This window comes from Leptospira sp. GIMC2001, from assembly GCF_028462125.1.
Classification (GTDB): Bacteria; Spirochaetota; Leptospiria; order Leptospirales; family Leptospiraceae.
Genome location: NZ_CP115468.1, coordinates 3486375 through 3509886 on the forward strand (window position 1 = coordinate 3486375; position 23512 = coordinate 3509886).

General features: G+C 36.6%; 19 protein-coding genes. 9 read left to right on the top strand and 10 right to left on the bottom strand.

From position 1 onward, the window contains the following. Positions 1-183: 183 nt before the first annotated feature. The 6 genes from O4O04_RS17485 to O4O04_RS17510 all read right to left on the bottom strand — a co-directional run bounded on the left by O4O04_RS17485 (position 184) and on the right by O4O04_RS17510 (position 8758). Entirely contained in the window at positions 184-1674 is a 1491-nt protein-coding gene (locus O4O04_RS17485; protein ID WP_272533071.1) for a lactonase family protein, read from the bottom strand. 154 nt (positions 1675-1828) lie between these two features. After that, complete coding sequence (locus O4O04_RS17490) at positions 1829-3433, bottom strand: hypothetical protein (RefSeq protein ID WP_272533072.1); 1605 nt, start codon at positions 3431-3433, stop codon at positions 1829-1831. A 70-nt stretch (positions 3434-3503) separates the two neighbouring features. Next, positions 3504-3710, bottom strand: a complete 207-nt coding sequence (locus tag O4O04_RS17495; RefSeq protein ID WP_272533073.1) for a hypothetical protein — start codon at positions 3708-3710, stop codon at positions 3504-3506. 209 nt (positions 3711-3919) lie between these two features. Further along, positions 3920-7075 (bottom strand): choice-of-anchor D domain-containing protein, encoded by a 3156-nt coding sequence (locus tag O4O04_RS17500; RefSeq protein ID WP_272533075.1) that lies wholly within the window; start codon positions 7073-7075, stop codon positions 3920-3922. 166 nt (positions 7076-7241) lie between these two features. Next, positions 7242-8234 (bottom strand): hypothetical protein, encoded by a 993-nt coding sequence (locus O4O04_RS17505; protein ID WP_272533076.1) that lies wholly within the window; start codon positions 8232-8234, stop codon positions 7242-7244. 23 nt (positions 8235-8257) lie between these two features. Beyond that, the gene (locus O4O04_RS17510) at positions 8258-8758 is read right to left on the bottom strand and encodes a tellurite resistance TerB family protein (RefSeq protein ID WP_272533077.1); all 501 of its coding nucleotides are present in this window, start codon (positions 8756-8758) and stop codon (positions 8258-8260) included. An 88-nt stretch (positions 8759-8846) separates the two neighbouring features. On the opposite strand from O4O04_RS17510, the gene metG reads away from it, so the two are divergent. From metG to O4O04_RS17555, 9 genes are all read left to right on the top strand, one after another. Continuing rightward, positions 8847-10928: a methionine--tRNA ligase gene (gene metG / locus O4O04_RS17515; RefSeq protein WP_272533079.1), complete on the top strand. Its 2082-nt coding sequence runs from the start codon at positions 8847-8849 to the stop codon at positions 10926-10928. 15 nt (positions 10929-10943) lie between these two features. Then, a complete protein-coding gene (locus O4O04_RS17520) occupies positions 10944-11870 on the top strand; it encodes a hypothetical protein (RefSeq protein ID WP_272533080.1) in 927 nt (308 codons plus the stop codon). Positions 11871-11971: 101 nt separating this feature from the next. Then, the gene (locus O4O04_RS17525) at positions 11972-12583 is read left to right on the top strand and encodes a hypothetical protein (RefSeq protein ID WP_272533081.1); all 612 of its coding nucleotides are present in this window, start codon (positions 11972-11974) and stop codon (positions 12581-12583) included. A gap of 6 nt (positions 12584-12589) precedes the next feature. Then, a complete protein-coding gene (locus tag O4O04_RS17530) occupies positions 12590-13435 on the top strand; it encodes a DUF2764 family protein (RefSeq protein WP_272533082.1) in 846 nt (281 codons plus the stop codon). Next, entirely contained in the window at positions 13432-15234 is a 1803-nt protein-coding gene (locus O4O04_RS17535; RefSeq protein ID WP_272533083.1) for a V-type ATP synthase subunit A, read from the top strand. The genes O4O04_RS17530 and O4O04_RS17535 overlap by 4 nt, the downstream gene beginning before the upstream one ends. Beyond that, entirely contained in the window at positions 15231-16550 is a 1320-nt protein-coding gene (locus tag O4O04_RS17540; RefSeq protein WP_272533084.1) for a V-type ATP synthase subunit B, read from the top strand. The genes O4O04_RS17535 and O4O04_RS17540 overlap by 4 nt, the downstream gene beginning before the upstream one ends. 1 nt (position 16551) lies before the next feature. After that, complete coding sequence (locus O4O04_RS17545) at positions 16552-17223, top strand: V-type ATP synthase subunit D (protein WP_272533085.1); 672 nt, start codon at positions 16552-16554, stop codon at positions 17221-17223. Positions 17224-17231: 8 nt separating this feature from the next. Beyond that, entirely contained in the window at positions 17232-19121 is a 1890-nt protein-coding gene (locus tag O4O04_RS17550) for a V-type ATP synthase subunit I (RefSeq protein WP_272533086.1), read from the top strand. Positions 19122-19129: 8 nt separating this feature from the next. Beyond that, entirely contained in the window at positions 19130-19567 is a 438-nt protein-coding gene (locus O4O04_RS17555; protein WP_272533088.1) for an ATPase, read from the top strand. Between the two features lie 58 nt (positions 19568-19625). Here O4O04_RS17555 and O4O04_RS17560 read toward each other — a convergent pair whose 3' ends face one another. From O4O04_RS17560 to purD, 4 genes are all read right to left on the bottom strand, one after another. Next, positions 19626-19844, bottom strand: a complete 219-nt coding sequence (locus O4O04_RS17560; protein ID WP_272533089.1) for a hypothetical protein — start codon at positions 19842-19844, stop codon at positions 19626-19628. A 188-nt stretch (positions 19845-20032) separates the two neighbouring features. After that, positions 20033-21208, bottom strand: coding sequence for an acyltransferase family protein (locus O4O04_RS17565; protein ID WP_442915910.1), 1176 nt, complete (start codon positions 21206-21208; stop codon positions 20033-20035). A 176-nt stretch (positions 21209-21384) separates the two neighbouring features. Continuing rightward, positions 21385-22224, bottom strand: coding sequence for a hypothetical protein (locus O4O04_RS17570; protein ID WP_272533091.1), 840 nt, complete (start codon positions 22222-22224; stop codon positions 21385-21387). A 1-nt stretch (position 22225) separates the two neighbouring features. After that, entirely contained in the window at positions 22226-23509 is a 1284-nt protein-coding gene (gene purD / locus O4O04_RS17575) for a phosphoribosylamine--glycine ligase (protein WP_272533092.1), read from the bottom strand. Positions 23510-23512 lie beyond the last annotated feature (3 nt).

Genomic DNA, 23512 nt, shown 5'->3' on the forward strand with positions numbered 1-23512 from the left:
GTCATTGTCGAGAAGACCATCGATATTTTGAAAGAGGAATAAAATGAAGAAAAATGAAATAATCGAACAAGATAAAATTGAACGGATTATTGGAGACTTAAATAAAAATTTAAAATCAGACATTTGACATGCAATAGATGATCGGCATTGATTTATTATCCCGAAAGTAAATAAAAATTCAGCTCAATTGCTTGATCCAAGCCATTCAAGTCCAATAAGAGTTCTACTTTGCTGTAACGAATATATTTCCGTCAATGAGCCATTGGAAGGATTGATTTCATAAATGACAAACATTCTTAAACAAGTAGCAGGACAAATTCCATTGTTATTGATCCAAAAAATAGTTGCCAGAAGTGTTCCGTCTGGGCTTACTGCACCTTCGCTCGCACTGAAAGTAGACCCTTTCTCAACATCCTGAACTACAGTTATTTCACCGGTCTCAATATTGTGATTTAATACTTTTATAAAACCTGGATTAGAACCGTTAGGACTATACCCAAGTAAATAAATGAATTTATCATTCGGATGGCGAACAGATTTTATATACCTAGCACCAAAAGAATTTAGAGTATATTCAGCATTAACATTCGAAATACTTCCATCCGAATTTAGAGTTCTGCGTAGAACACTATCAATTTTAAAATTGACCGGGGGGGTCGGATTATTTATTGCTGTGAATGCATACAGAAAGTCGTTATTGAAAGTTTTGAACCATCTATCCAAACGATTCGATTGATTGGCATCCTGGTAGTAAGGTTGAGGATTTGTCAAAGACCCATTTGATTCTACACGACTCGCTTGAACACGACCAACGCCCGTACTTGGAAAAGGCTGTAACACAAAATCACCCTTAGGCGAAGCGAAGATATTAGAAGAATAACAAGAAGTTCCAATTGTTGGACCTATGCTGCTTACACCGCCGGTATCAGGATCAAAAGTCATAGTTGCCAAATCACTGTTCGTGCTTAAAGCAAGCAGTCTGTTTTTAGTTTCTATTTCTTGAAATTGTACGAAATTTGATGGGACTGCAACACTAAGAATATTTTGAAGGTTTCCTGATGAGTCCAGGGTTCTGCCGATAAGACTTCCCGTTGCTGAGTCTTTATAGTAAATAAATTTATTTCTCTGTGCCTGAGCAATTAAGTAGGCACTTCCTGAAATATGTTGAACCTCAGATTCCAATGTTCTTGTCGTAGGATTCCAATCCATAGAAAAAAGTCCTGAAACAGGACTTCCGGCACTGAAAAACAATTTCCGAGGTTTTGTAGTTAAACTAAGCATGGATAAATCAAAACTAAAGTCAATTGCTGAAGGTTCCGTTGCTTGTATGGTTAGTTTCCAAAAATTTTCTGCAATTCCATCTGGCGCGACTTGAATCTGTAAGGTAATTTCTTCACCGGGTTCCCAAGGAGTTGGTGGTTCTGAAACAGCTTCGATTTGAAGATGACCTGATGTTGAAGAAGTGATCAACGGCGGACCGTTCGGGTTTAAAACAAAACCAAATTTTCCAGTATTTCTTGCAATTACGGCAATTGTTTTCTTGGTAAATGCTCGACTCGAACCAAGCTCGATTCTCTCGCCTGGTCTATATTCCTGACCATCATAAAATAGAGAAAGCCGATAGTCTGGAATTGGTTCAGGTCGAAGTAGCCGGCTTAATAAGACATAATTCAATGGAGATTGATTCTCCGGCAGTTGACAAACAGTGAAGAGCATCATTGTCAGTGTAGCCATCAACAAATAGTATGTAATTCTCTGCCTCGTCATACAATTCTATAAACAATTGTATGTTATTTTTTTCTCATGGAAAGCAAAAAAAATAATTTATTTACTGGGATACTTTTCCCAACCAATAGATTCCATTGAATTTTTGATTTCGAATAATTGAATGCTTTTCTGTCAAATCACCTGTAATCGGATCGATGGAATAAATATGTATATTCTCTTGACAGGTTGGACAACCTGAAGTGTTCACTCTGAACAAAACCGCAAGAAATTTCCCGTCTGGACTAACTGCACCATCGTAAGCATTCTGCGCACTTGCTTTTGTTAGAGTATTGATTCGAGTAATATCACCTGTTCTTGCATCATGATTAAGAACATGAATGATTCCTTGAGTTCCTGCACTTAGTCCAACCAGATAAATAAATTTATCATTTGGATGACGAATGACTCTGTCGTAGGAAGCACCGTAAGCGTTCAAAGTATACTCTTTGTCAACAGATGATATCATTCCATCAGAGTCTACAGTCCGACGCAAAATTGAGTCAACTTTAAAGCTACTTGGGACTGGAGATCCAGTTCTTGAAACAGAGTAGATATAGTTATTGCCCCGTGTTTTAAATGACATAGACAAATTATTAGCGAGGGTGGTATCAACATAATAGAATGGAGAAGGATAAACTTCGGTTAGGTTGCCATCACTAGCAAGTCTCTTAACATTAATTTGTCCCGGACCGATATTGTAATAATAATAATTCTCAAATATGAAGTCTCCTTTTGGAGAAGGAATGAGATAGCTAGAACTACAAAGCATTCCTAGTGCTGCAGAAGGTGCATTGACCGAACCACTGACTAAATCATATGATGCAGTTGAGAAACCTCCAACATTCTGAACAAGTGCAAGTCTTTTGACTGCTTCAATACTATACATTTTAAAATATGCCGTTCCATTGGTATATTGCGGGAGAGCAATAAGATTGCTATTGGAGTCCAATTGGAATCCATCTAATGTTGTTGATGTAGAATAGTAATAGATAAATTTACTTGTGTTAGCTGAAGTGAATCTTGATCCAGAGAAAGTTGCTTGGTCAGCATTGGATCTCTGAACTACATTGCTAAGTGTATTTGTTTCAGAATCCCAATCCACAGAATACAATCCTTTCTCTGCCATTGGGTCATGAACTCCAAAGAAAATCTTTTTAGGTCGGACAACAATTCCTAGCATGGAAAGATTAAAATTGAATCGATTCGCAACCGGAGAAACAGCATCTATGGATACACTCCAAGAGTTATTCTCATCAGATCCTGGGCTAACATGAATTTCAATCGGATGCTCTGATCCTGGCTGCCAAATCGTTGGCACTTGGGAACTAGATTCCAGACTAAGAACACCGTCAGAATTCGATGTGATGATAGGAGAAGCTTCGGAGCTTAAGGAAAATTCTTTCGTTCCTGTATTCTTAATTGTTGCAGGCAGAACTCTTGGCTCGAAGGCATCGCCCATTCCAAGATCTATCGTTTCGCCAGGGTTGTATTGTCTTCCGTTATAAATTACCGATAGTCGATAGTCCACTTCCGCCGAACTATTACTATTATTGCCCCGAATTAGCGCTATCAATGCGTAGTAGGTAATCGGTTGATCAAGAGATGGAAATTGACAGCTAGAAAATCCAAATAAAATCAAAAAAAAATAAATTATTTTATTTTTCATTTGGATTATTCGACCTTTCTCTAATAATCTGGGATTGTTCCTGATTTATCAAGAATTTTTTTCCAATTTATCAACTTCTTGTAAATATATTTACGATACCTTTCGTAACAGTATGAATTGTAAAACCAACAACCCCTTTAATTTTCAATTTATCAAATATTTCCAGAAGCAATTTCTTTAAGGCTAGATCAAAAGGAAGTGCGTATTCTGTCCAGTTGATCTGCAATTGAAAAGAACTTGCTTTCGCTTTCGTATCTTCACTTTCGACTGAAGTCAAAAGTTCTTGAGCATACTGATCACCCGATTCCGAATTTTTAAGAGTTCCCCAAACATTGACTACATCGTTTAAGTAGTCGTTTTCAAATTTTGCTTGTAGATCAATTCGATCATTCAGAATGGGAACAGGGATTACCTATTTTTATTCATTTAGCAAAAGAATACAAATGCATTCTTTCTGGAACTTCCAATGAACACGGATTAATTTCTTCACCATAGGAAAATGGAAGGTTTGCCGTTATTTGAATAATTTGTTGTTACCACCAAAAGTTTACCGCTCACAGGATCTATCAATACGGATGGGAATCTTCCTGAATTGAATCCTTGTCCAGATGAAATATCTGTTTGATTACAATTCGTTCCATCTACATTGCAGCGAAAGAGTGAAGGCTTAAACTCATTGGTGTACTGTTCAATAACAACTAATAGCTTCCCATTAACTGAGTCAAGGAAAGTAGACTTCATATTGCCATTACTGTCGCCTTGATTTGCTGAAATGTCAGTATGGGTGCAGGCACTTCCATCAAGATTACATCGAAAAAGACCGAGCCGTGCTCCGTTGTCAATATTTGTCGTAACGACTAAAATTTTGCCATTAAGAATATCTAAAACTATAGTTGGATAGGCTCCTGATTCAAAACCCTGCCCGGATGAGATATCCGTATGCGAGCAGGCACTTCCGTCAAGATTGCATCGAAATAAAGACGGTTTATCTTCATTTAAATAATTCGTTGTGGCCACCAATAGTTTCTTGTTGCTATAGTCTATTACAGCTGCTAGCCATCCGCCGGATAATCCAGCTGAAATCCTCGAGTTTGTACAAGAATTTCCTTCTAAATCGCAACGAAGCAAGACGAAATCGTTGTTTGAATGATCAACCGTAACGAGCAATAGTTTTTTATTGAACAAATCAAGGAGTAATCTTGACCACCATGCAGAAGCTAGCCCCTGACCCTCTGAAATATTTTTGTAAGTACAATTATTTCCGTCCAGATCGCAACGAAAAAGACCAGGAAGGTTTCCATTGGATTGATTGTTTGCCACTACGAGAATTTTATGATTGAATGGATCAATCACTGCTGATGGTTCTATTCCTGAACCAATACCTTGGTCAGCTGAAATATCTTTGTATAAACAATTACTTCCGTCCATATTGCAATGGAAAAGACCAGGTCGACTTCCGTTGGCCTGATTCTCAGCTACAACAAGAATTTTATGGTTGACTAGATCAAAAAGCGGTGAAAGGCGCTGACCAGCTGAACCATTTCCTTGCCCTGCAGAAATATCAACATGAGCACCTGCACTCGCCGTCCCGAATGGAATTGAAGTTGTTATTGCCGATGACTCAGGTGAAAGAGCAGAATTTCCTCCTGAATTTGTCGCAACTACTCGAAAATAATACAGAATTCCGGGGGTCAGTCCTGTGATCTCAGCAAAATGCTGCGAGGTTGGTGGATTGAATGCAGAGCCCGTAGTGATTCCTGGCGAGCTTCCATAGTAAACGGTGTAGGTGGTGGCTCCAACCGATGGGTACCATTCTACAAATGCTTTTGTACCGCTAGCTAAGACTTGAGATATATGTGGAGTTTCTGGAGTTGGTTCAGGTAGCACCGTCACACTCACAGTATAATTTTGCGTCGTCCCATCTTGTGCTTGCACTGAATATACTATAGGATTGGTGAAATTGTTAATTGTCACTCCACTCGTTTGGGTGATTCCTCCTACGCGGACCTGGACTCCAGTGAATGTAAAGCTTGTTACAAGATTAGTGACATTGGTTCCAAAAGGAACACTCAAAGATATATCATGTCCGACGATGGTTCCAATAGTTGTTGGTGAATTGATGGTGAAACTGGTAATTGATTTGTTCGAAGAGCCAGCATGACCCTGCAATCCAACTGAATATGTCGGTTTACTTGGATCATTACTTTCAACAACCATTGTAGCTGTTTTAAAACCTGCTGTAATTGGATTAAAACTAACAGAAAAATTCGCAGATTGACCACTAGCAATAGGGAATGTCGGTTGTACCACATTGAAGTATGCCGCATCTGCTCCAGTGATAGAAACTACTGGAGTTCCCGGTAACTCTAGATTACTATCACCGAAATTATGAATTGAGAAACCGATAGGTCCGGTGCTACCGCCAGGTGTTACATTTCCAAAATTGTAATTGCCCCCATGATCTATGTTGGTTCCCCCTTGCCTAATTAATATAGAAGCAGATCCTGGGGTTGCTGGTGCAGCTGTGACACATAAACTGGTTGAAGGTGCTGGTGTAGTATTACCTTGCGGTTTCATGATTAGCCAATAATTTGTATCAATGGCTGGGCTACCCACTCCATTTTTATTTCCATGGAGCCGAACCTCCTGCCCGACACTAAATGCCTTCTTATAGATTCTGTAGAATCTCATGGGATCTGTTGTCTCAACGAAATTCCCTGTGCTGACAAATCCGCTCGATTGTATCCAAGAAGCATCCTTGGAAGCATCATTTAAATTAACACCACCCCTAGTGTCATACATCAAGTATAAGTCGATATTGCTCTGAGCTGTAAATACTATATAGTCATTGCCAGAATATGCCTTTTCCTGTGCATTTTGTCCGCAACCTGCTGTTCCAACACCATTTCCATTACACGTTGCAACACCTACTGCATTGCTAAAACCATAAGCTGCAAAGCTAGTCTGGTTAATTGAAGATACCGATGTTGGAACTATTGTGTATGTTCTGTCTTTGTAGTATTGAAAGCCTTCACCTACAACCATAAATCCTGCACTACTTGCATTGCTTCCACCGATGTTAGTCGGATAATCTTCTGCAATACAAGCTGGTGGAGCTGTTGTGTCTCCCGAACTTGCAATCGTCGCAGCTGGAACAAAGGGAGTCAAATGGCTTGTATATGCAATCAGAACTTCCCTTGATTCATCATAACGAAGTTTATCTACAGGTTTCCATTCTTGACTCGCTCTATCATACCAAAATACCTGGAATTCTAACATTAATCCTGAGCTGAGAATTCTGTCTTTGTCAATTTTATACTCTATTTCGGCAAATCCGTTTTGAAATTTTACAGGATTGTTCGGATCTCCAATTTCATACACGTCCCCAATCGCCCGAAAAGCTCCACCAAAATGCTCAGGTGGTGTCATATCCGACCGAACAATAGAAGGCGAACCCATCCCATTCGGTAAACTGACTGTCGGTCGGTCTGTTGCCTGGGCTACAGCTCCACCTAAAAACAATGCCAGCATTGCGAAGGCTGAACTACCTTTACTAGAATCATTATTTTCTAAAGGATTATCGATTCCTGGAATGCAGAACTGGAAAAAAGAAAGTAATAAAACAATCAAATATTTTTTCATTTGGGGATCCTTTTCAATTTCCGTTACACTAGAATTTAACACAAATCTGTCAAGAGGAAATATAATATCTCAATAGACAAAAAACTTTAGTTTTTCATAGTAGAAAGTAAGCTTAAATAAGATTGTTAATGTTAGCAAATTCCAAAAAAAATTTTTTTCTTATTTATCAACTTCTAGTAAATATATTAACTATACCTTTCGTAACAGTATGAATTGTAAAACCAACAACACCTTTAATTTTCAATTTATCAAATATTTCCAGAAGCAACTTCTTTAAGGCTAGATCAAAAGGAAGCGCGTATTCTGTCCAATTGATCTGCAATTGAAAAGAACTTGCTTTCGCTTTCGTATCTTCACTTTCGACAGACGTCAAAAGCTCTTGAGCATACTGATCACCCGATTCCGAATTTTTAAGAGTTCCCCGAACATTGACTACATCGTTTAAGTAGTCGTTTTCAAATTTTGCTTGTAGATCAATTCGATCATTGAGAATGGGAACAGGGATTACCTTTAGTCCTGCAAGATCTGTCCAAGTAGCGCCAGTTAAAGTAATATTTCCTTTAGAATCACTAGATTTTTCAACGAAAAGTCTACCCTTTTCACCTAGTTTGCATCTTCCATATTCTGATTGGAATAAAAATGACATAGGACATCCACAATCCATATTCAAATTAGTAACAAAAATTTCCGAAAGCAATATTTTATAAATGGGTGTGAGATTGTGATCTTCAATATAGAGTTCACCTTTCTCAATATTGGTATTATTCAAAACGACAAGTTTCCGTTTCGGGAGAAGTTCCACCTTTTGTTCTGAAGGTTGCCTATTGATATAGGAACTTTTGAGTTCTATAATATCACATTGTCGAACTAGAATTCTACCCATTATCATATTTCGAAATGATACACGACCTCGAATCTCTTTCGCAGTTATCTCAATAATATCGGTATTGTTTATTCCAGGGAAAAAAATCCTAAATTTATGGATTCGAAAATACAACCATGGAAAATGTAGTCCGCCACCTTCCCAATGAATTCTATATCTTCCTTTCGATACTTTATTGAAGAACCATAGTAGAAATTTACCAGATAGAAAAAATTGAAAAGATACAAATATTAAAATTAGAAGAATTGTAAGAACAGAAGTTAGGAAAAAAACCATAACTGGGTTTATGAATTAAACTATCAAACGAGATCGTATCTCTTCTCTACTTGGTGCTTATCCATATTGCTCAATTGAAATTCAAGGGCGAGTTCATCGAGAAAACTTCTTTCATCTTTCTTGAGCTTACCGTCAGCGGACACAATGCACACCGCATCTTCATAAAAATTCAATGCATATTGATCATTGCCTTCAACAACCTTACAAATTGTTTTCATTGGAAGAGGATTGTCAAAAGTATCGGACAAAACTTCTATGATCTCGGAGCGAGTCTCCTGATAATCAGCAAGTATACTTCCTGATTCAAACAATGCCTTCACCATCTCGCCGACAAGATTGCCTTCCTTATCGTGGAAAGCTCCATCCGCCATACAAGCATAGGACCATAGACTTACTAGGATCTTTGCATATTCCAATCGAATATCTCTTCCGTTCTTAAGATATGGATGATCTGTAAGTGAAGTGTCTGGGTAGTTCCCGAAATTTCTAGAAGAAAGTCCTGTAATTATCCTTTTGGTTGGCATCTTGACTTTTCAGAATAAAGAAGCCTTTGAGAATAGCAAGCCAGAAAATTTTTGTATTTTACTTTTCGAATGAAAAAAATATAGGTCTATGTCTGAGAAAATTCTGGTTACCACAGCTCTCCCGTATGCGAACGGATCTATTCATTTAGGTCATGTTTTAGAAGGTATACAGGCTGATATTTGGGTTCGTTACAATCGTGCAATTGGAAATAAATGTTATTTCTTCTGTGCGGATGATACGCATGGAACTCCGATCATGCTTGCAGCAAAGAAAGCAAACAAGACACCTGATGAATATATCAAAAAAGTTCATGATGAACATTATAAAGATCTAACATCTTTTGGAATTTCTTATGACTTGTATTATACAACAAATTCGGAAGAGAATAAAAAACTAGCAGAAGAGATTTATTTGCGACTAAAAGAAAAAGGAAATATTTCTGATCGCAATATTCAACAAACCTATTGCGAACATGATAAAATGTTTCTTCCCGATCGGTTCATCAAAGGAACTTGTCCCAAATGTGGTGCGAAAGATCAATATGGAGACAGTTGCGAAGTATGCGGAGCAACCTACTCACCAACCGATTTATTGGATCCTCACTGCGCTATCTGCGGTAATGTTCCCGTTCTAAAAGAATCCAAACACTTATTCTTTCGCTTACAAGACTACCAAGCTCCTCTAGAAAACTGGCTTTCGACACCCGGACGATTGCAAGAAGGTGCTAAAAAGAAATTATTAGAATGGTTCGAAACTGGATTGCAAGAATGGGATATTTCAAGAGACGGACCGTATTTTGGTTTTGAGATTCCAGGTGAAGTCAATAAATTTTTTTATGTTTGGTTAGATGCTCCTGTTGGCTATATGGCAGCGTCTAGAAAATTCTTTGAAACAAACGAGGAAGAATTTAATTCTATCTGGCGCAAAGGTGAAGGACAGATTGTTCACTTTATTGGAAAGGACATTTTGTATTTTCATGGACTATTTTGGCCAGCTATGTTGATGGGAGCTGAATTCACGACGCCTAACAAACTCTATGTCCATGGATTTATGACTGTAGGTGGCGAGAAAATGTCTAAGTCGAGAGGAACATTTGTAAATGCTTCTACTTTTGCGAAGCATCTAGACACAGAGCATTTTCGCTTCTATATGGCTGCAAGACTTGGCTCTGGAATGGATGATGTTGATATCTCTTTTGATGATTATCTATCTAGAGTCAATTCGGATCTTATTGGCAATCTAGTGAACATTGTGTCCAGAGTATCAACTTCTATTCTTGATAAATTGGATCGAAGACTTGGAACACTACAAGATGAAGGAAAAAGTTTGTTCGATAAACTTCTTGCATCCGAAGAAAATATTCGGAAAAATTATGAAGAAAGAAATTATCATCGAGTGATGCGCGAGGTTGCTTCTCTTGGAGATCAAGTTAATAAATATGTGAATGACAATGCACCTTGGGTTCTAGTGAAGAATGATCCTGAGAAAGCGAGAAAGGTTGTAACGACAGCATTAAATTGTGCAAAAATTTTGTTCCTCTATTTATATCCAGTCATTCCCAAGACGACTCAGAAAGTTATTAACTTTCTTGGTATTGAAGGAGTTCCTGACTTCTCTATAATATCTCAAAAAATCGAAAATATTCAACTACCAGCTTACGAGCATATAACGCAGAGAGCTAATGAAAAAGGAATTCAAGACATGATCGAAGAAACAAAAAATGAATACGATAAAGCTCAACTATTGGCAGGTAAAAACAATCCTAGCATAGCTTCCAATCAGCCAGATCAAACTGGAAAATCTGAATCCAAAGGGAATTCAACTGATACAGTGACAAATGATGGATATATCTCGATTGAAGATTTATCAAAAGTTGAGCTTCGGGTTGGACATATCAAAGATGCCAATCACGTGGAAGGTGCGGACAAATTGTTACAAGTTACTGTAGATTTGGGTGAACATGGATCAAAAAATGTTTTTGCTGGAATTAAGTCAGCTTATAAACCTGAAGACTTAGTCGGACTAAAAGTTGTAGTAGTTGCCAATCTCAAACCTAGAAAAATGAAATTTGGTATGAGCGAAGCAATGTTGCTTGCTTCTGGGAATGGAGAAACTCTATCGCTATTCATTCCTCATCGCGATGCCAATCCAGGCGATCTACTAAAATAATATTCAGGAAACCTAATGACATTTTTTCAAAAAATCAAAAACTTATTTCGCCGAAAACCTCAAGATCTGAGAGTAAAAATTGATTCGTATCTTAAGAACCCTACTCTGATTCAGAAAACGATCAATCGACAAATAGACATTGTATTCTTAACGAAATGGACTAACGTTCTTCCATCTGAACCACCACATTTTGATCTGAATGCAAAGTTTTTGAATTCTGTAAACTTACCTTCTGTTCCCCAAGAAATTATAAACACTTTGACAGAAATTTCATTCCAAGACTTTGCAAGCGATGAGACAAAAAAACTATGGATTGAAGCTCTGATTCAACCTGGACCTCAACCTAAAATTGAAGTATATAAATCATTCTTAATGCAAGATGAAGTAAGCGAATGGATTGTGGATGCACTCCAAAAAATATTTGCAGAGATCAACCAGAAACTCAATCCACTATCTTCGTTCATGAAAAATTCAACGGTGGATACACAAGTAAGAAATGTGATTAAATCTTTTTTACCTAAAATTCAAGAATCTATTTTAGGCAAATTAACAGACGTCACATCAGATCAAGATCTATTGATTGTAATGAAAAATTCAATAGCCATTGCAATGCAATTGTCTTTGAAAGATTTCCAAATGCCACCTGAAAACGAGCTTGAGAATTCAAGAAAAGCAATATATAAAGCGTTTCAGAGTTTGCTAAATGATAAAAAAGCGCTAGAAAAATCATACGAACTCTATCGTAGTTTCTATGCAATTCTTATAAAACAATATGGAGACTCGCCTCTATCAAAAGTCTTTTTCGATAGCGATAATAATTATAATCACTTTAAAACGACTCTTTCTGAACAATTTGCAAAGGCCATTGTTCAAGCAAATGCTACAAATTCAATTTATGCTGATGAACTTGAAAATATTTGGAAAGATATACAAACTAGTTAGGTTCTACTTAAGACTACCGTCCAGTTTTCTTATACACGGATAACTGAAGGGTGAATATTTTTCTTGCATAAGTTTGCTTTGAACCTAGGTTGGAGTTGACTATGGAAGCAAATATTCAAGGATTATTGGACAAAATATATCTAGATGGAATTGAGAAAGCGAAAATTGAAGCATCAGATATCATATCGAAAGCTGAAGCCGAAGCATCCCAAATCATTGAAGCAGCTGAATTAAAAGCAAAGAAAATTCTTTCGCAGTCCGAGAATGATTCTAAAATCTTCCATGAAAGTACAATTGCAGATTTAATTAAAGCAAAGAATCAAACCTTAAGCTCCTTAAAGAATGAAATTTTAGAATTAATCTCAATAAAAATTATTGAGAAACCCATTGAATCTCTATCGGTTGAAGTTGATTTTTTACGAGAAATCATTCTTATAATCACGAAAAATTGGATGGAAGATGGCACAAACCCAGATCATATTGATATACATTTACCATCATCACAACTTATAAAACTGGAAGCCGCATTGAAGAATGATTTGCACCGAGAATTACAAGGTATGCAAATTTTTGCTCACTCTAATATTAAATCTGGATTCAAAATCGAAAGAAAAGACAAAGGATATCAATTGGATTTTACAATGGATGCAATGGAATCCTTCTTTCGTAACTATTTACGCAATAAATCCAAAGAATGGCTGTTTGATAGTTAATAATTTATGGAATATTTCTATCTAGTTTCTTCACTCCCTTCTGTGGGAAGTATAGATCAGTTTGCAGAATCTCAAATCAATGATATCCAGAATAGAATTCTGAATGAATTAAGTATAGAGGATGCGGAGAATTTTAAATATTTAATCTATAAGAACGATAATAAGAATCTTCTTTATGTTTTAAGACGAAAATTCAAAATCAAAGAAGATCCTTTATTCACCTTTCATACACCTGCCCTATTCACCTATCAAGAATTAGAGGAAGGAATTTTGGGTTTATTTGAATTGCCCAATTATATGTTTGAATTTTTACAGTTATCAAAAGATGAATATAACGGAAGTCAAACGGAAAATCTTCTAATCCATCTATTTTACAAGGAAGCCACCTCTACTCAAAATGGTTTTCTAAGTGATTATTTTCATTTCAAACGAGATCTCAAAAATATTATATCCTCCATTAATGCAAGAAAGTACGGCTATGATATTGATAAATATCTTTTGGACGGCGGAAGAATCAATGAAACTCTTCGAAATGTGAGTAGCCGAGATTTTGGTCTTGGTAGTGGAATCTATGCTTTTATAGAAGATTTAGATAGATTGCTTAGTGAAGGAAAATTGACTGAACTCGAGAAATTTATTGATAAGATAATTATTCAATTTATCGATTCTTATCCTTGGGTGAACACTTTTTCGGCTGACGCAGTTTATATGTATTTTTTGAAATTATCATTATCAAAAAGATGGAGCGACCTTGATGCTTCAAAGGGGAATGAAGAGATGTTACGATCCTTAGATTGGGTTATTAAGTCAGCATCGATTCCATCTAATTATTCTATGAAGAGTATAACATGACTAAGGGTAAAATTATCGGGATAGTATCCAATTTGGTTTATGTTGAAGCCAACGGATCCGTAGGTCAGAACGAAATTTGTTATATACTTCATAATGATTTAAAACTTATGGCAGAAGTTATAAAAATCAATGGTAATGTTGCATCTGCGCAAGTTTTTGAATCAACTCGCGGAATTAAGATGGGAACCCTAGTTGAGTTTACTGGTAAAATGCTTGAGATTGATCTTGGTCCAGGATTGCTTTCCAAAAAATATGATGGCCTATTGAACGATCTCGATAAGCTGAGTGGTGTCTTCCTTAAACGTGGCGACAAAACTGATCCATTAGATGCGGACAATTTGTTCGATTTTACCCCAATCTCTTCTGCTAACGATAATGTTGTCGCAGGAGACTGGCTAGGGAATGTTAAGGAAAATTGGATAGATCATAAAATCATGGTTCCATTCTCGATTGAAGGCCGTTGGAAAATAGATAGTATTGTAAGTGCAGGTCAATACAAAGTTGATGATACAATTGCTGTTCTTTCAAATTCAGATGGGCAAATAATTAATGTTAGCATGAGACAAAAATGGCCAATTAAAATTCCCATCACTTCCTATAAGAATAAAATGCGTCCATTTAAAATCATGGAAATGGGAATTCGTGCAATTGATACGCTCAATCCGATGCCTGAAGGAGGGACAGGATTTATACCAGGCCCTTTTGGCTGCGGTAAGACCGTTCTTCAACATGCAATGAGCAAGAATGCAATGGCGGATTTAATTATACTTACTGCATGCGGTGAGAGAGCAAATGAAGTTGTCGAGATCTTCAAAGAATTTCCTGAGCTGGACGATCCAAGGACTGGACGCAAACTAATGGAACGTACCACTATTATATGCAATACATCTAATATGCCAGTTGCTGCAAGAGAAGCCAGTGTTTATACAGGAATGACTCTTGCAGAATACTATCGATCAATGGGTCTGCGCGTACTTTTGCTTGCTGACTCTACATCGCGTTGGGCTCAAGCTCTTCGGGAAATGTCTAATCGATTGGAAGAATTACCAGGCCAAGATGCATTTCCAATGGATCTATCTTCAATCATTTCAAGTTTCTATGCTAGAGCTGGATATGTAACACTTAACAATGATCAGACGGGTTCGATAACTTTTGTTGGTACTGTATCACCGGCGGGCGGGAATTTGAAAGAGCCAGTTGCAGAATCAACCAAGAAGGCTGCACGATGCTTCTATGCTCTTTCACAGAAAAGAGCGGATTCCAAAAGATACCCTGCAATTGATCCATTAGATTCCTATTCTAAATATATTGAGTATTTGGAATTCCAGGAAGATATTGAAATGTCCATGGGTAATCGATGGATTGAGAAAGTAGAATTGGCAAGAAATATCCTAAGAAAAGGACAAGAAGCATATGACCAAATTAACATATTAGGAGATGATTCTGTACCAATAGAGTATCATATATCTTTCTGGAAGAGCGAATTGATTGACTTTATCATTCTTCAACAAGATGCATTTGATTCAATAGATAGCAATACTCCAATTCAAAGACAAAAGTATATGTTGGATTTTATCTTGGAAATATGTGACCGAATCTATCAATTCAATGACTTTGAAGAAATTGCAGGATTTTTTAAATCAATTATTTATTTATTGAAACAAATGAATTACCAAGAATATGAAGGAACAGAATTCAGATCATATCGCAGTCAAGTAATAACTGAATTAGACAAGAAATCTTTCTTAAGCAACCAACATCATAAAATTGAATCAATCCAAAATGCGGTCGCTCAATGAAAACGCAATCCTACCAAAAAATTTATACAAAGTTAACTAAGATTACAAAAGCAACTGTTTCGCTTCATGCAGAGAATGTTGGTAACGAAGAAATGGCAATGGTGAATGGGAGATTCGCACAAGTTGTTCGTATCATGAATGATGAAGTCACCTTGCAAATATTTGAAGGAACCGAAGGCATTGCAACAACTGCTGAAATAGTTTTTCTGGGTAAGCCTCCAACATTGAGAATTGGTGAAGATCTGGCTGGCAGATATTTGAATGCTTATGGCGAACCAATAGATGGCGGCCCAAAATTGACAGGCCAAGAAGTAGAGATTGGTGGACCAACTATCAATCCGGTTCGAAGAAAGCAGCCTTCCGAATTAATTGCAACGGGAATTGCAGGCATTGATTTAAACAATACTTTAGTTGGCGGGCAAAAGATTCCTTTCTTTGCGGACGCTGATCAACCGTATAACCAAGTTTTGTCGATGGTAGCTCTCCGTGCAGAAGCTGACAAAATTATTCTAGGTGGAATGGGTTTATCAAATGATGATTATCTCTATTTCAAAAATGTATTCGAGAACGCAGGTACGTCGCATAAAATTGTGTCCTTCATCAATACGAATGATTCACCTCCAGTTGAGAGACTTCTTATTCCCGACATGTGTCTTACAGCAGCAGAATATTTTGCAATCGAAAAGAATGAAAAAGTCCTTGTTCTGCTAACAGATATGACTCTCTATGCGGATGCTCTTGCAATTGTCTCAAACAAAATGGATCAGATTCCATCAAAGGACTCCATGCCCGGTTCACTCTATTCGGATCTTGCTAGAATCTATGAGAAGGCAGCTCAGCTCCCGAGTGGTGGTTCTATTACAATTATTGCAGTTACAACGCTGAACGATGGGGACATTACTCATTCAATACCAGATAACACAGGTTATATCACAGAAGGTCAGATTTTTCTTAGAAGAGATACGGATATAGGAAAAGTAATTGTGGATCCTTTCCGATCTCTATCTAGGCTAAAACAAATTGTTATCGGCAAGAAAACAAGAGAAGATCATCCGCAAGTAATGAACGCACTCGTTCGATTATTTTCTGATGCTGCAAATTCTAGAACAAAACGTGAAAATGGATTTGATTTAACCAACTATGACAAGAGAACATTAGAGTTTGCTCGTGATTACTCAGAAAAATTACTTGCAATAGATGTAAACACAGGAATTGAGGAAATGCTCAATACTGGCTGGGATTTATTCAAAAAATATTTCGAAAAGAATGAGATCGGAATCAAAGAAGATTTAGTCAAAAAATTCTGGAATAATTAGAATGTCTATTCGGTATCAATTGAACAAAACAAGTATGCAGAAATTGAAAAAGGATCTTGCTGTTCGAGTTACTGCGCTTCCAACATTAAAAGCTAAAGAAACTGCCCTTCGTTCAGAGATAGGAAAAGTAAAAGATCTTTTGGAGAAATCACAATCCACTTTTAACGAGATGATTAAATCTCAAGAAACCCATTCGAAAATCTGGATGGAGTATCCTTCTGTTCTAACTATTCAGAATATAAATATTGAAACCAAAAATATAGCAGGAGTAAAAGTTCCTAGACTTTCGAATATCGATTTTCATATCCGAGACTATTCTCTTTTCTGTAATCGAGCATGGATTCCATCGGCAACAAAAATTCTTGAAGAGTTATCAACTGAATCTATAAGAATAGACTTAATAAAAAAAGAACTAGAAATCCTCAATATTGCGCGAAAGAAAACAACTCAGAAAGTAAACCTTTACGAAAAAGTACAGATTCCAGGCTTTAATGAAGCTATACAAAAAATCAAAAGATATTTAGAAGATGAAGAGAATCTAACAAGATCAGCTCAGAAAATCATTAAAGCCAAAAAAGAAAAAGAATCTTTTGCAACGAATTTTACTCTTACAAATATTTCTAATCCGAAAAACAGATCGAAGAATACATCCAGCAGTGGGTTCATTGCATGATTGAGCCAATGTCCAAAATTCATTTTGTTCTTCATACTGGGAACAAAAAGAGAAATCTAGCAAAATTACAGAATCTTGGATTGGTTCATATCGAAACATCTGAATTGAAAAACACTCCTAAATTATCAATTCTTGAAAGAAAGAAAAAGAGATTTTTGAATATAATTACCAAGATCTCAGAACTCAGTAAATCTTCCAAAAAGCAATCATCATTCCCTAACGATGTCACAACAAAACATCAAAGAATATTGTATTTAGAAAAAAGAATTTCGTTACTCGATGAGAAAATTCTCGCATTAGATGAAATGAAAATGAATTTGAAAACTATGGAACCCTGGGGTGATATCGATTGGAATCGAATTGATCAATTGAGAGCACATGGAATTCATATTCGATTTTTAGTTACGACGCAAAATATACTAACGCAGAAGAATCTTGATGAAGCATATTTTATTGTTCATTCTGATTCTAAAAAAGTTTATCTCATCGCTTTCGATTATAAAAAAGAACCAGAAGATTATGGTTTCGAGGAAATACAACTTTCTAGAAATAAATTGAGTGAATTGAGAACTGATATTGATATAATAATAAAATCCATATTTGATGATAAAGAATATCTTTCCAGTTTTCATTTTTTCATTGAAAAGTTACAGCATGAAATCATAACAATTGAAAATCGAATGGATTTTGAATTAGCTAAATCAAGCATGTTTAATTCAACGAATGGTTTGTTGTTTGGTGTAACTGGATGGGTTCCAACAAAGCTACGAGACGTTTTTATTCTTAATTTAAATTCTGAAAAAATTGCCTATCTTTTCACTGATACGACAATAGACGATGATATCCCTATTCTTCTCTCCAATAATATGATAGCAAGATTCTTCGAGCCTATCACTAAGATCTTTTCTCTTCCAAAATATACTGAGATCGATCCAACCGTTTTTTTCGCACCATTTTTCACAATTTTCTTTGGACTGAGTCTGGGTGATGTTGGATATGGAGCTCTACTAACTATTGCTTCAGTTCTATTTTATTTTCGTGCTTCTTTAGAATGGAAAAAAATTGCAGCTTTATCAATCATACTATCAATATCTACAATGGTCTGTGGAGTTTTTGTGAACAGTGTGTTCGGTGCGATGCTATTTCGAATGAATGGATCCGATTCCTACTTATTGGATAAAGGGGCTGAATTTGCTATTTTTGCTCCGATCATAAATGGCTCAAGTATTACATATCCTATCATGAGCTTAGCTTTGATGCTAGGATTTATCCAACTTTCATTAGGTTTAATGTTGCAGTCTGTCAATCGCATTCTTGATTCTAACAGATTCATTTACGGTATGAAGCCAATTTCTGTCATAATGATTTTATGGGGTGGGATGATCTGGGCTGTACATAATGATATTTTGGATCTTGGATTCAATGGTTCATTCAAAATTGGCAATATAGCGATTGGAAGTTGGTTAACTTCAATCCCATCAGAATTTGGAATGTTCACTTTCTGGATCGGACTGATAAGTTTTTTTCTTTTCCATGATCCAAGACTTTCCTGGGTCAAACGACCTGTATTTGGAATCTGGGAAGCTTATCAATTGGTAACTGGTTTTCTCGGAGATTTTCTTTCTTACATAAGACTATTTGCTTTAGGACTTGCAAGTGGGCTTTTAGGAAATGCCTTTAACCAAGTTGCCTTTATGATCTTGCCTAATGGAGATATAAATACTCCTTTATTTGTTTTAACAATTATTATATTGATACTTGGACATTGCTTAAATTTGGGTTTAGGAATTCTCGGTTCTTTCGTCCATCCACTTCGTCTTACATTTGTTGAGTTTTATAAAAGCATGAATTTTACAGGAGGAGGCAAAGAATTCAAACCCTTTGCACTTCAAAAATAGGAATCAATATGGAACATTTAATCGCAGGAATTGGATTGGCGCTAATGTTGGGACTTGCAGGTGCAGGATCAGCAATTGGTTTGGCAACAGGTGGAGCAGCAGTACTCGGGATGATACAAAAGAAACCCGAAGCTTTCGGAGTAGGACTTGTCCTATCGGGACTTCCTGCGACTCAAGGGCTATACGGCTTCGTAGGGTTCATTTTGTTCTCAAGTGAAATGAACGCAGATCTTACAGCACTTAAAGCGGGAACGATTTTGGCAGCAGGAATTGCTCTAGGAATTGCTGGATTCTTCTCCGCCGTGCACCAAGGAAAAGTATGTGCCAATGGGATCAATGCGATAGGCAATGGAGTGGATGCTTTTGGTCGGACTATGATACTCGCAGCCTTTCCTGAATTCTATGCGATCTTAGCACTTACTGGGTCGATTTTACTCTCCCAGTAAACCTAACACAGTTTAGACGTAAATTAAAGAACGGATTACAAATTGAATGTAAATCCGTTCACTTATCTTTATTAATGATTCCTTTTACCTTATCTTGTGTTTCTTTGTCTTGCATCTTCTCTTTTGCTGTCTGAATAGCTTTCTGTCCTTGTTCTGACTCTGCAAAATCAATCACTTTACCAAATAGTCCATCACCACTTTCTTCGCCCTCTTTGGGTTCAGCAGACGCACAAGAAATTGATAACACGATCATAATAGTTAGTAGATAGTATTTCATAAAATCCTCCATAGTTTTAATTGAATATTGAATAATCCTATTTCTAATAAAATAAGATCAACTTAATTTTAAACGTAAAAAATATTTTTGATACAAAATCAATCAATAATTTATAGATTCATTGAAGAACTAAAGATCGCAATTTTTTAGTCTATTTCTAGATCATTTTCAGAAGCTGATTTCTGCTGCTATTTATTAAAATGCGGAATCTTAATGACAATTTTAGATCTAAAATATGTGACGATCCAAATAAATAGAAGCATAGCAACAGAATATACTAAAGAGCTAAGATGAGAATTCTCCCAAGTAAAAAATTTCGTAACTAACCAAGACTTTGGAACAATTCCATTGATATTCAAAATTAGGAGTCTAGAAAAGATTGCGGAGAAAATAAAAACAAAAAGTGCATATCGTCCGAAAAGTAGAATTGGCTCAAAATGCTGCCTCCAAATAGATGGAACTGAATCTAAGACAGCAATAAAGACAGATGCGATACCACCAGTGATTAAAACAAAACTTGAAGACCAGATAGATTTATTGATTGGGAAATATTCATCCAGAATTAAACCAGCTGCAATCATTGCAAATCCACCTAACCACAACGAAATTTTAGAAATACTTTTTTCATGAATGGACTGCGAATCGCTATTGCGAATTTTTATCGAGCCAATCCACAACCCAATCATCGAAGTTGCGATGGATGGGATCGTGCTCAAAATTCCTTCAGGATCCCAAGTTTTCGTAAATTTCCATAAATGTCCATATAACAGAGATCGATCGACATATGCGGAAAGATTGTAGTAAGCAGTGAAATTAAATTCTTTAATACTGAGAGCGTTCTTCCAGTATTCATAATCAAACAAACCCCATCCAGCATTATAACCCAAGATAGATCGAAATCCATTCCAATCGGGTGGGGGTATGAAAACAATTAAATATAAATAACCAAGCAATATTGATAGAAATAAAAGAAAAATTATTCGAGGATTTACATGAATAAATACCATATAACAACAAATATAAACTACTCCGATTCTTTGTAAAACTCCAGGAATCCTTAAGCCATTCCATTCGAAACTGGGAAAAGCATTTATAAGCAATCCAGATCCTATAAGAATCGCTCCACGTACGAAAATATGTTGGTACAAGAGAAATTTTCTTAGCAAAATTGCTTTTCTGGAATTTTTTACAGACTTCAAAGAATCCTGTTCCTTTCGCCTTGCATACGAAAAAGGAATACTCATACCTACTGCGATCAGAAAAAAAGGAAAAACTAAATCTGCAGAACTTAGACCATTCCACTCTGGATGTTTCAATAATGGATAGATTGCGCTCCAGCTTCCGGGATTATTTACTATGATCATCCATATAACAGTAATTCCACGGAATAGATCTAAACCCAGATTTCTTTTTGTATCCAAGCTAGTCATAGTAATTTTGGAACTAGGATTCAGTCCTCAATACACAATGATTGAAAAAAATATACGATCCAAATTTGTAAGAAAAATACATGGAGTAAGAATTGAAAAACAAAATCTGCTTAGAAAAGTCCAGACCGTACGTCTTTTTCTTCGCGTTCCCACTGAAAAACAGTTTCTCGGAGTTGTGGAGTTGAACCTTCAACAGTTGCAACCAGTGCAGACTCAGATACTGGTCTATACCGATCCTGCCTTTTGAGAACAAATTTACCGGATTTTACAACATCTAACACATGTTTCTTGAACGGATCTCTTTCGCGACGAGAGAGTTCTTGAAGAGCGTAGTAGAATGTTGTTAATCCTTTATAAAACCAATCGAGCTCTTCACATTTACCGACGGGCCATAGATCTTGAACCAAAAATTCAGAATCCTGAATCAATGATTTACCTTGGAAAGGTTTCTGCAAATAACGACATTGATAATAAATTTCGAAATCAAGATTTCTCTCGCGTCCGGGCTCGAAATCGATTCCCATCCATTTGATCCAAGCCTTCTTCTCATCTTTGGATAAACTAGGAATCATTGCAAAAAGATATCCTTGTTCCTTGAACAATCTCTCAGATGAAAACATCTCCATTATCTCAAGCGGGATTGTATAATGATGCTTCTTCCATTCCACTACATAAGGTATGTTTTGCAATTCTGTATATTCACTTGGAGTTTCATGTAATGTCGTATCACCAAACTGAGTGATAATAAAAATTAAAGATAATAATTCTTTTCGGCTTAGAGTCTCCAGGATATGGTGAACACCACCTTTTTGGATCAAACCACGATAGATCATTTTCTTTTGCTGAAGAGCAGGCTGATTGTTAGAAAGAATTATACCTAATGATTTTTCTATCTTACGAAGTGACCCTTGATCAAATCGTTCTACATTCCCTGCGATTGCAAATGGCATATTATAGAGCTCTCCTGCCGATATCTTTTCTATAAAAAGTAAATGGGATGGAGAAAGTATTTAAAAATGAGTAAGTTTTGTCAATCGAATCCTTTAAAGTTTTTGATTTTGTTGTTATACCTAGTATCCTTCCACCCGTTGAAGTTATGTTCCCATTGGATGAACGTTTTGTACCGGCATGAAAAACTTTTGTTCCAGAGTATTCAGGAATTGGAATATTAAGTGTTATGTCTTTTTTATAATCATTGGGATATCCTTCCGCGGCGAGAACCACAATACTAGAAGAACCCTCGCTGATACGCAGAGATTGTTGTGAGCTCAATTGACCATTTGCTGCCTTCCAAGTTAACTCTAACAAATCATCCTCCAATAATTGCAATACTGCTTGGGTTTCTGGATCTCCAAATCTACAATTGAATTCAACGACACTCGGTAAACCTTTAGCATTGATCATCAATCCAACATATAGAATTCCAACATAAGGCTTGCCTTTATCTTTCAAGACTTGCAAAATCGGTGCCACAATATCTTTTTCTACAATCTGAATCACACTGGATGTAGCAATGGGAGCTGGACAATATGCACCCATTCCTCCAGTGTTTGGACCTTCATCATTATCATAGGCTCGCTTATGATCTTGTGCTGCAGGAAGTAATAGGAAATCTTTTCCATCACAGATTGCAAAAATACTCGCTTCTTCGCCTTCAAGAAAATCTTCAATTACTACTTTTGATCCACTGGCTCCAAATTTCTTGTCTAGAAATATTTCATTGAGAGCTTGTTCTGCTTCATCCAATTTTAAACAAACAGTAACACCCTTGCCAGCAGCGAGTCCGTCAGCTTTTATCACGATTGGGCAACCGTGGCTTCTTACATATTCTACTGATTCTAAATGTTCATAAAAAGTTTTATGTTTAGCAGTTGGAACATTTGCTTCCATCATAAGCTTTTTGGCAAAATCTTTGGAGCCTTCAATCTGTGCGCAATAAGCGGATGGACCAAAGCATGGAATTCCAATCTCCTGCAACCAATCACTTACACCGGCGACGAGTGGATCTTCAGGTCCGACAAAAACAAAATCATATTTACCTCGGCAAGCATTCTGGAATTTTTCTTTATCCTTCCAATCAAGAGTTCCAGCTGGTAAGATGATTTCTGGATCAAACCCACCGTTCCCTGGATAAACTTTTAGATCTGCTAACAATGGTGACTGTAACAGCGAATCTGCGATTGCGTGTTCTCTTCCTCCACTTCCAAGAAGAAGAACTCTTAGAGCCTTGTTCATAAA

What these genes read in the sequence shown, in the direction of transcription:
- O4O04_RS17520 (WP_272533080.1), top strand. Translation starts at nt 10,944, where the DNA reads ATGACATTTTTTCAAAAAATCAAAAACTTATTTCGCCGAAAACCTCAA.
- O4O04_RS17570 (WP_272533091.1), bottom strand. Translation starts at nt 22,224, where the DNA reads ATGCCATTTGCAATCGCAGGGAATGTAGAACGATTTGATCAAGGGTCA.
- O4O04_RS17565 (WP_442915910.1), bottom strand. Translation starts at nt 21,208, where the DNA reads ATGATCATAGTAAATAATCCCGGAAGCTGGAGCGCAATCTATCCATTA.
- purD (WP_272533092.1), bottom strand. Translation starts at nt 23,509, where the DNA reads ATGAACAAGGCTCTAAGAGTTCTTCTTCTTGGAAGTGGAGGAAGAGAA.
- O4O04_RS17530 (WP_272533082.1), top strand. Translation starts at nt 12,590, where the DNA reads ATGGAATATTTCTATCTAGTTTCTTCACTCCCTTCTGTGGGAAGTATA.
- O4O04_RS17550 (WP_272533086.1), top strand. Translation starts at nt 17,232, where the DNA reads ATGTCCAAAATTCATTTTGTTCTTCATACTGGGAACAAAAAGAGAAAT.
- O4O04_RS17545 (WP_272533085.1), top strand. Translation starts at nt 16,552, where the DNA reads ATGTCTATTCGGTATCAATTGAACAAAACAAGTATGCAGAAATTGAAA.
- O4O04_RS17510 (WP_272533077.1), bottom strand. Translation starts at nt 8,758, where the DNA reads ATGCCAACCAAAAGGATAATTACAGGACTTTCTTCTAGAAATTTCGGG.
- O4O04_RS17540 (WP_272533084.1), top strand. Translation starts at nt 15,231, where the DNA reads ATGAAAACGCAATCCTACCAAAAAATTTATACAAAGTTAACTAAGATT.
- O4O04_RS17500 (WP_272533075.1), bottom strand. Translation starts at nt 7,075, where the DNA reads ATGAAAAAATATTTGATTGTTTTATTACTTTCTTTTTTCCAGTTCTGC.
- O4O04_RS17525 (WP_272533081.1), top strand. Translation starts at nt 11,972, where the DNA reads ATGGAAGCAAATATTCAAGGATTATTGGACAAAATATATCTAGATGGA.
- O4O04_RS17535 (WP_272533083.1), top strand. Translation starts at nt 13,432, where the DNA reads ATGACTAAGGGTAAAATTATCGGGATAGTATCCAATTTGGTTTATGTT.
- O4O04_RS17490 (WP_272533072.1), bottom strand. Translation starts at nt 3,433, where the DNA reads ATGAAAAATAAAATAATTTATTTTTTTTTGATTTTATTTGGATTTTCT.
- O4O04_RS17505 (WP_272533076.1), bottom strand. Translation starts at nt 8,234, where the DNA reads ATGGTTTTTTTCCTAACTTCTGTTCTTACAATTCTTCTAATTTTAATA.
- O4O04_RS17560 (WP_272533089.1), bottom strand. Translation starts at nt 19,844, where the DNA reads ATGAAATACTATCTACTAACTATTATGATCGTGTTATCAATTTCTTGT.
- O4O04_RS17555 (WP_272533088.1), top strand. Translation starts at nt 19,130, where the DNA reads ATGGAACATTTAATCGCAGGAATTGGATTGGCGCTAATGTTGGGACTT.
- metG (WP_272533079.1), top strand. Translation starts at nt 8,847, where the DNA reads ATGTCTGAGAAAATTCTGGTTACCACAGCTCTCCCGTATGCGAACGGA.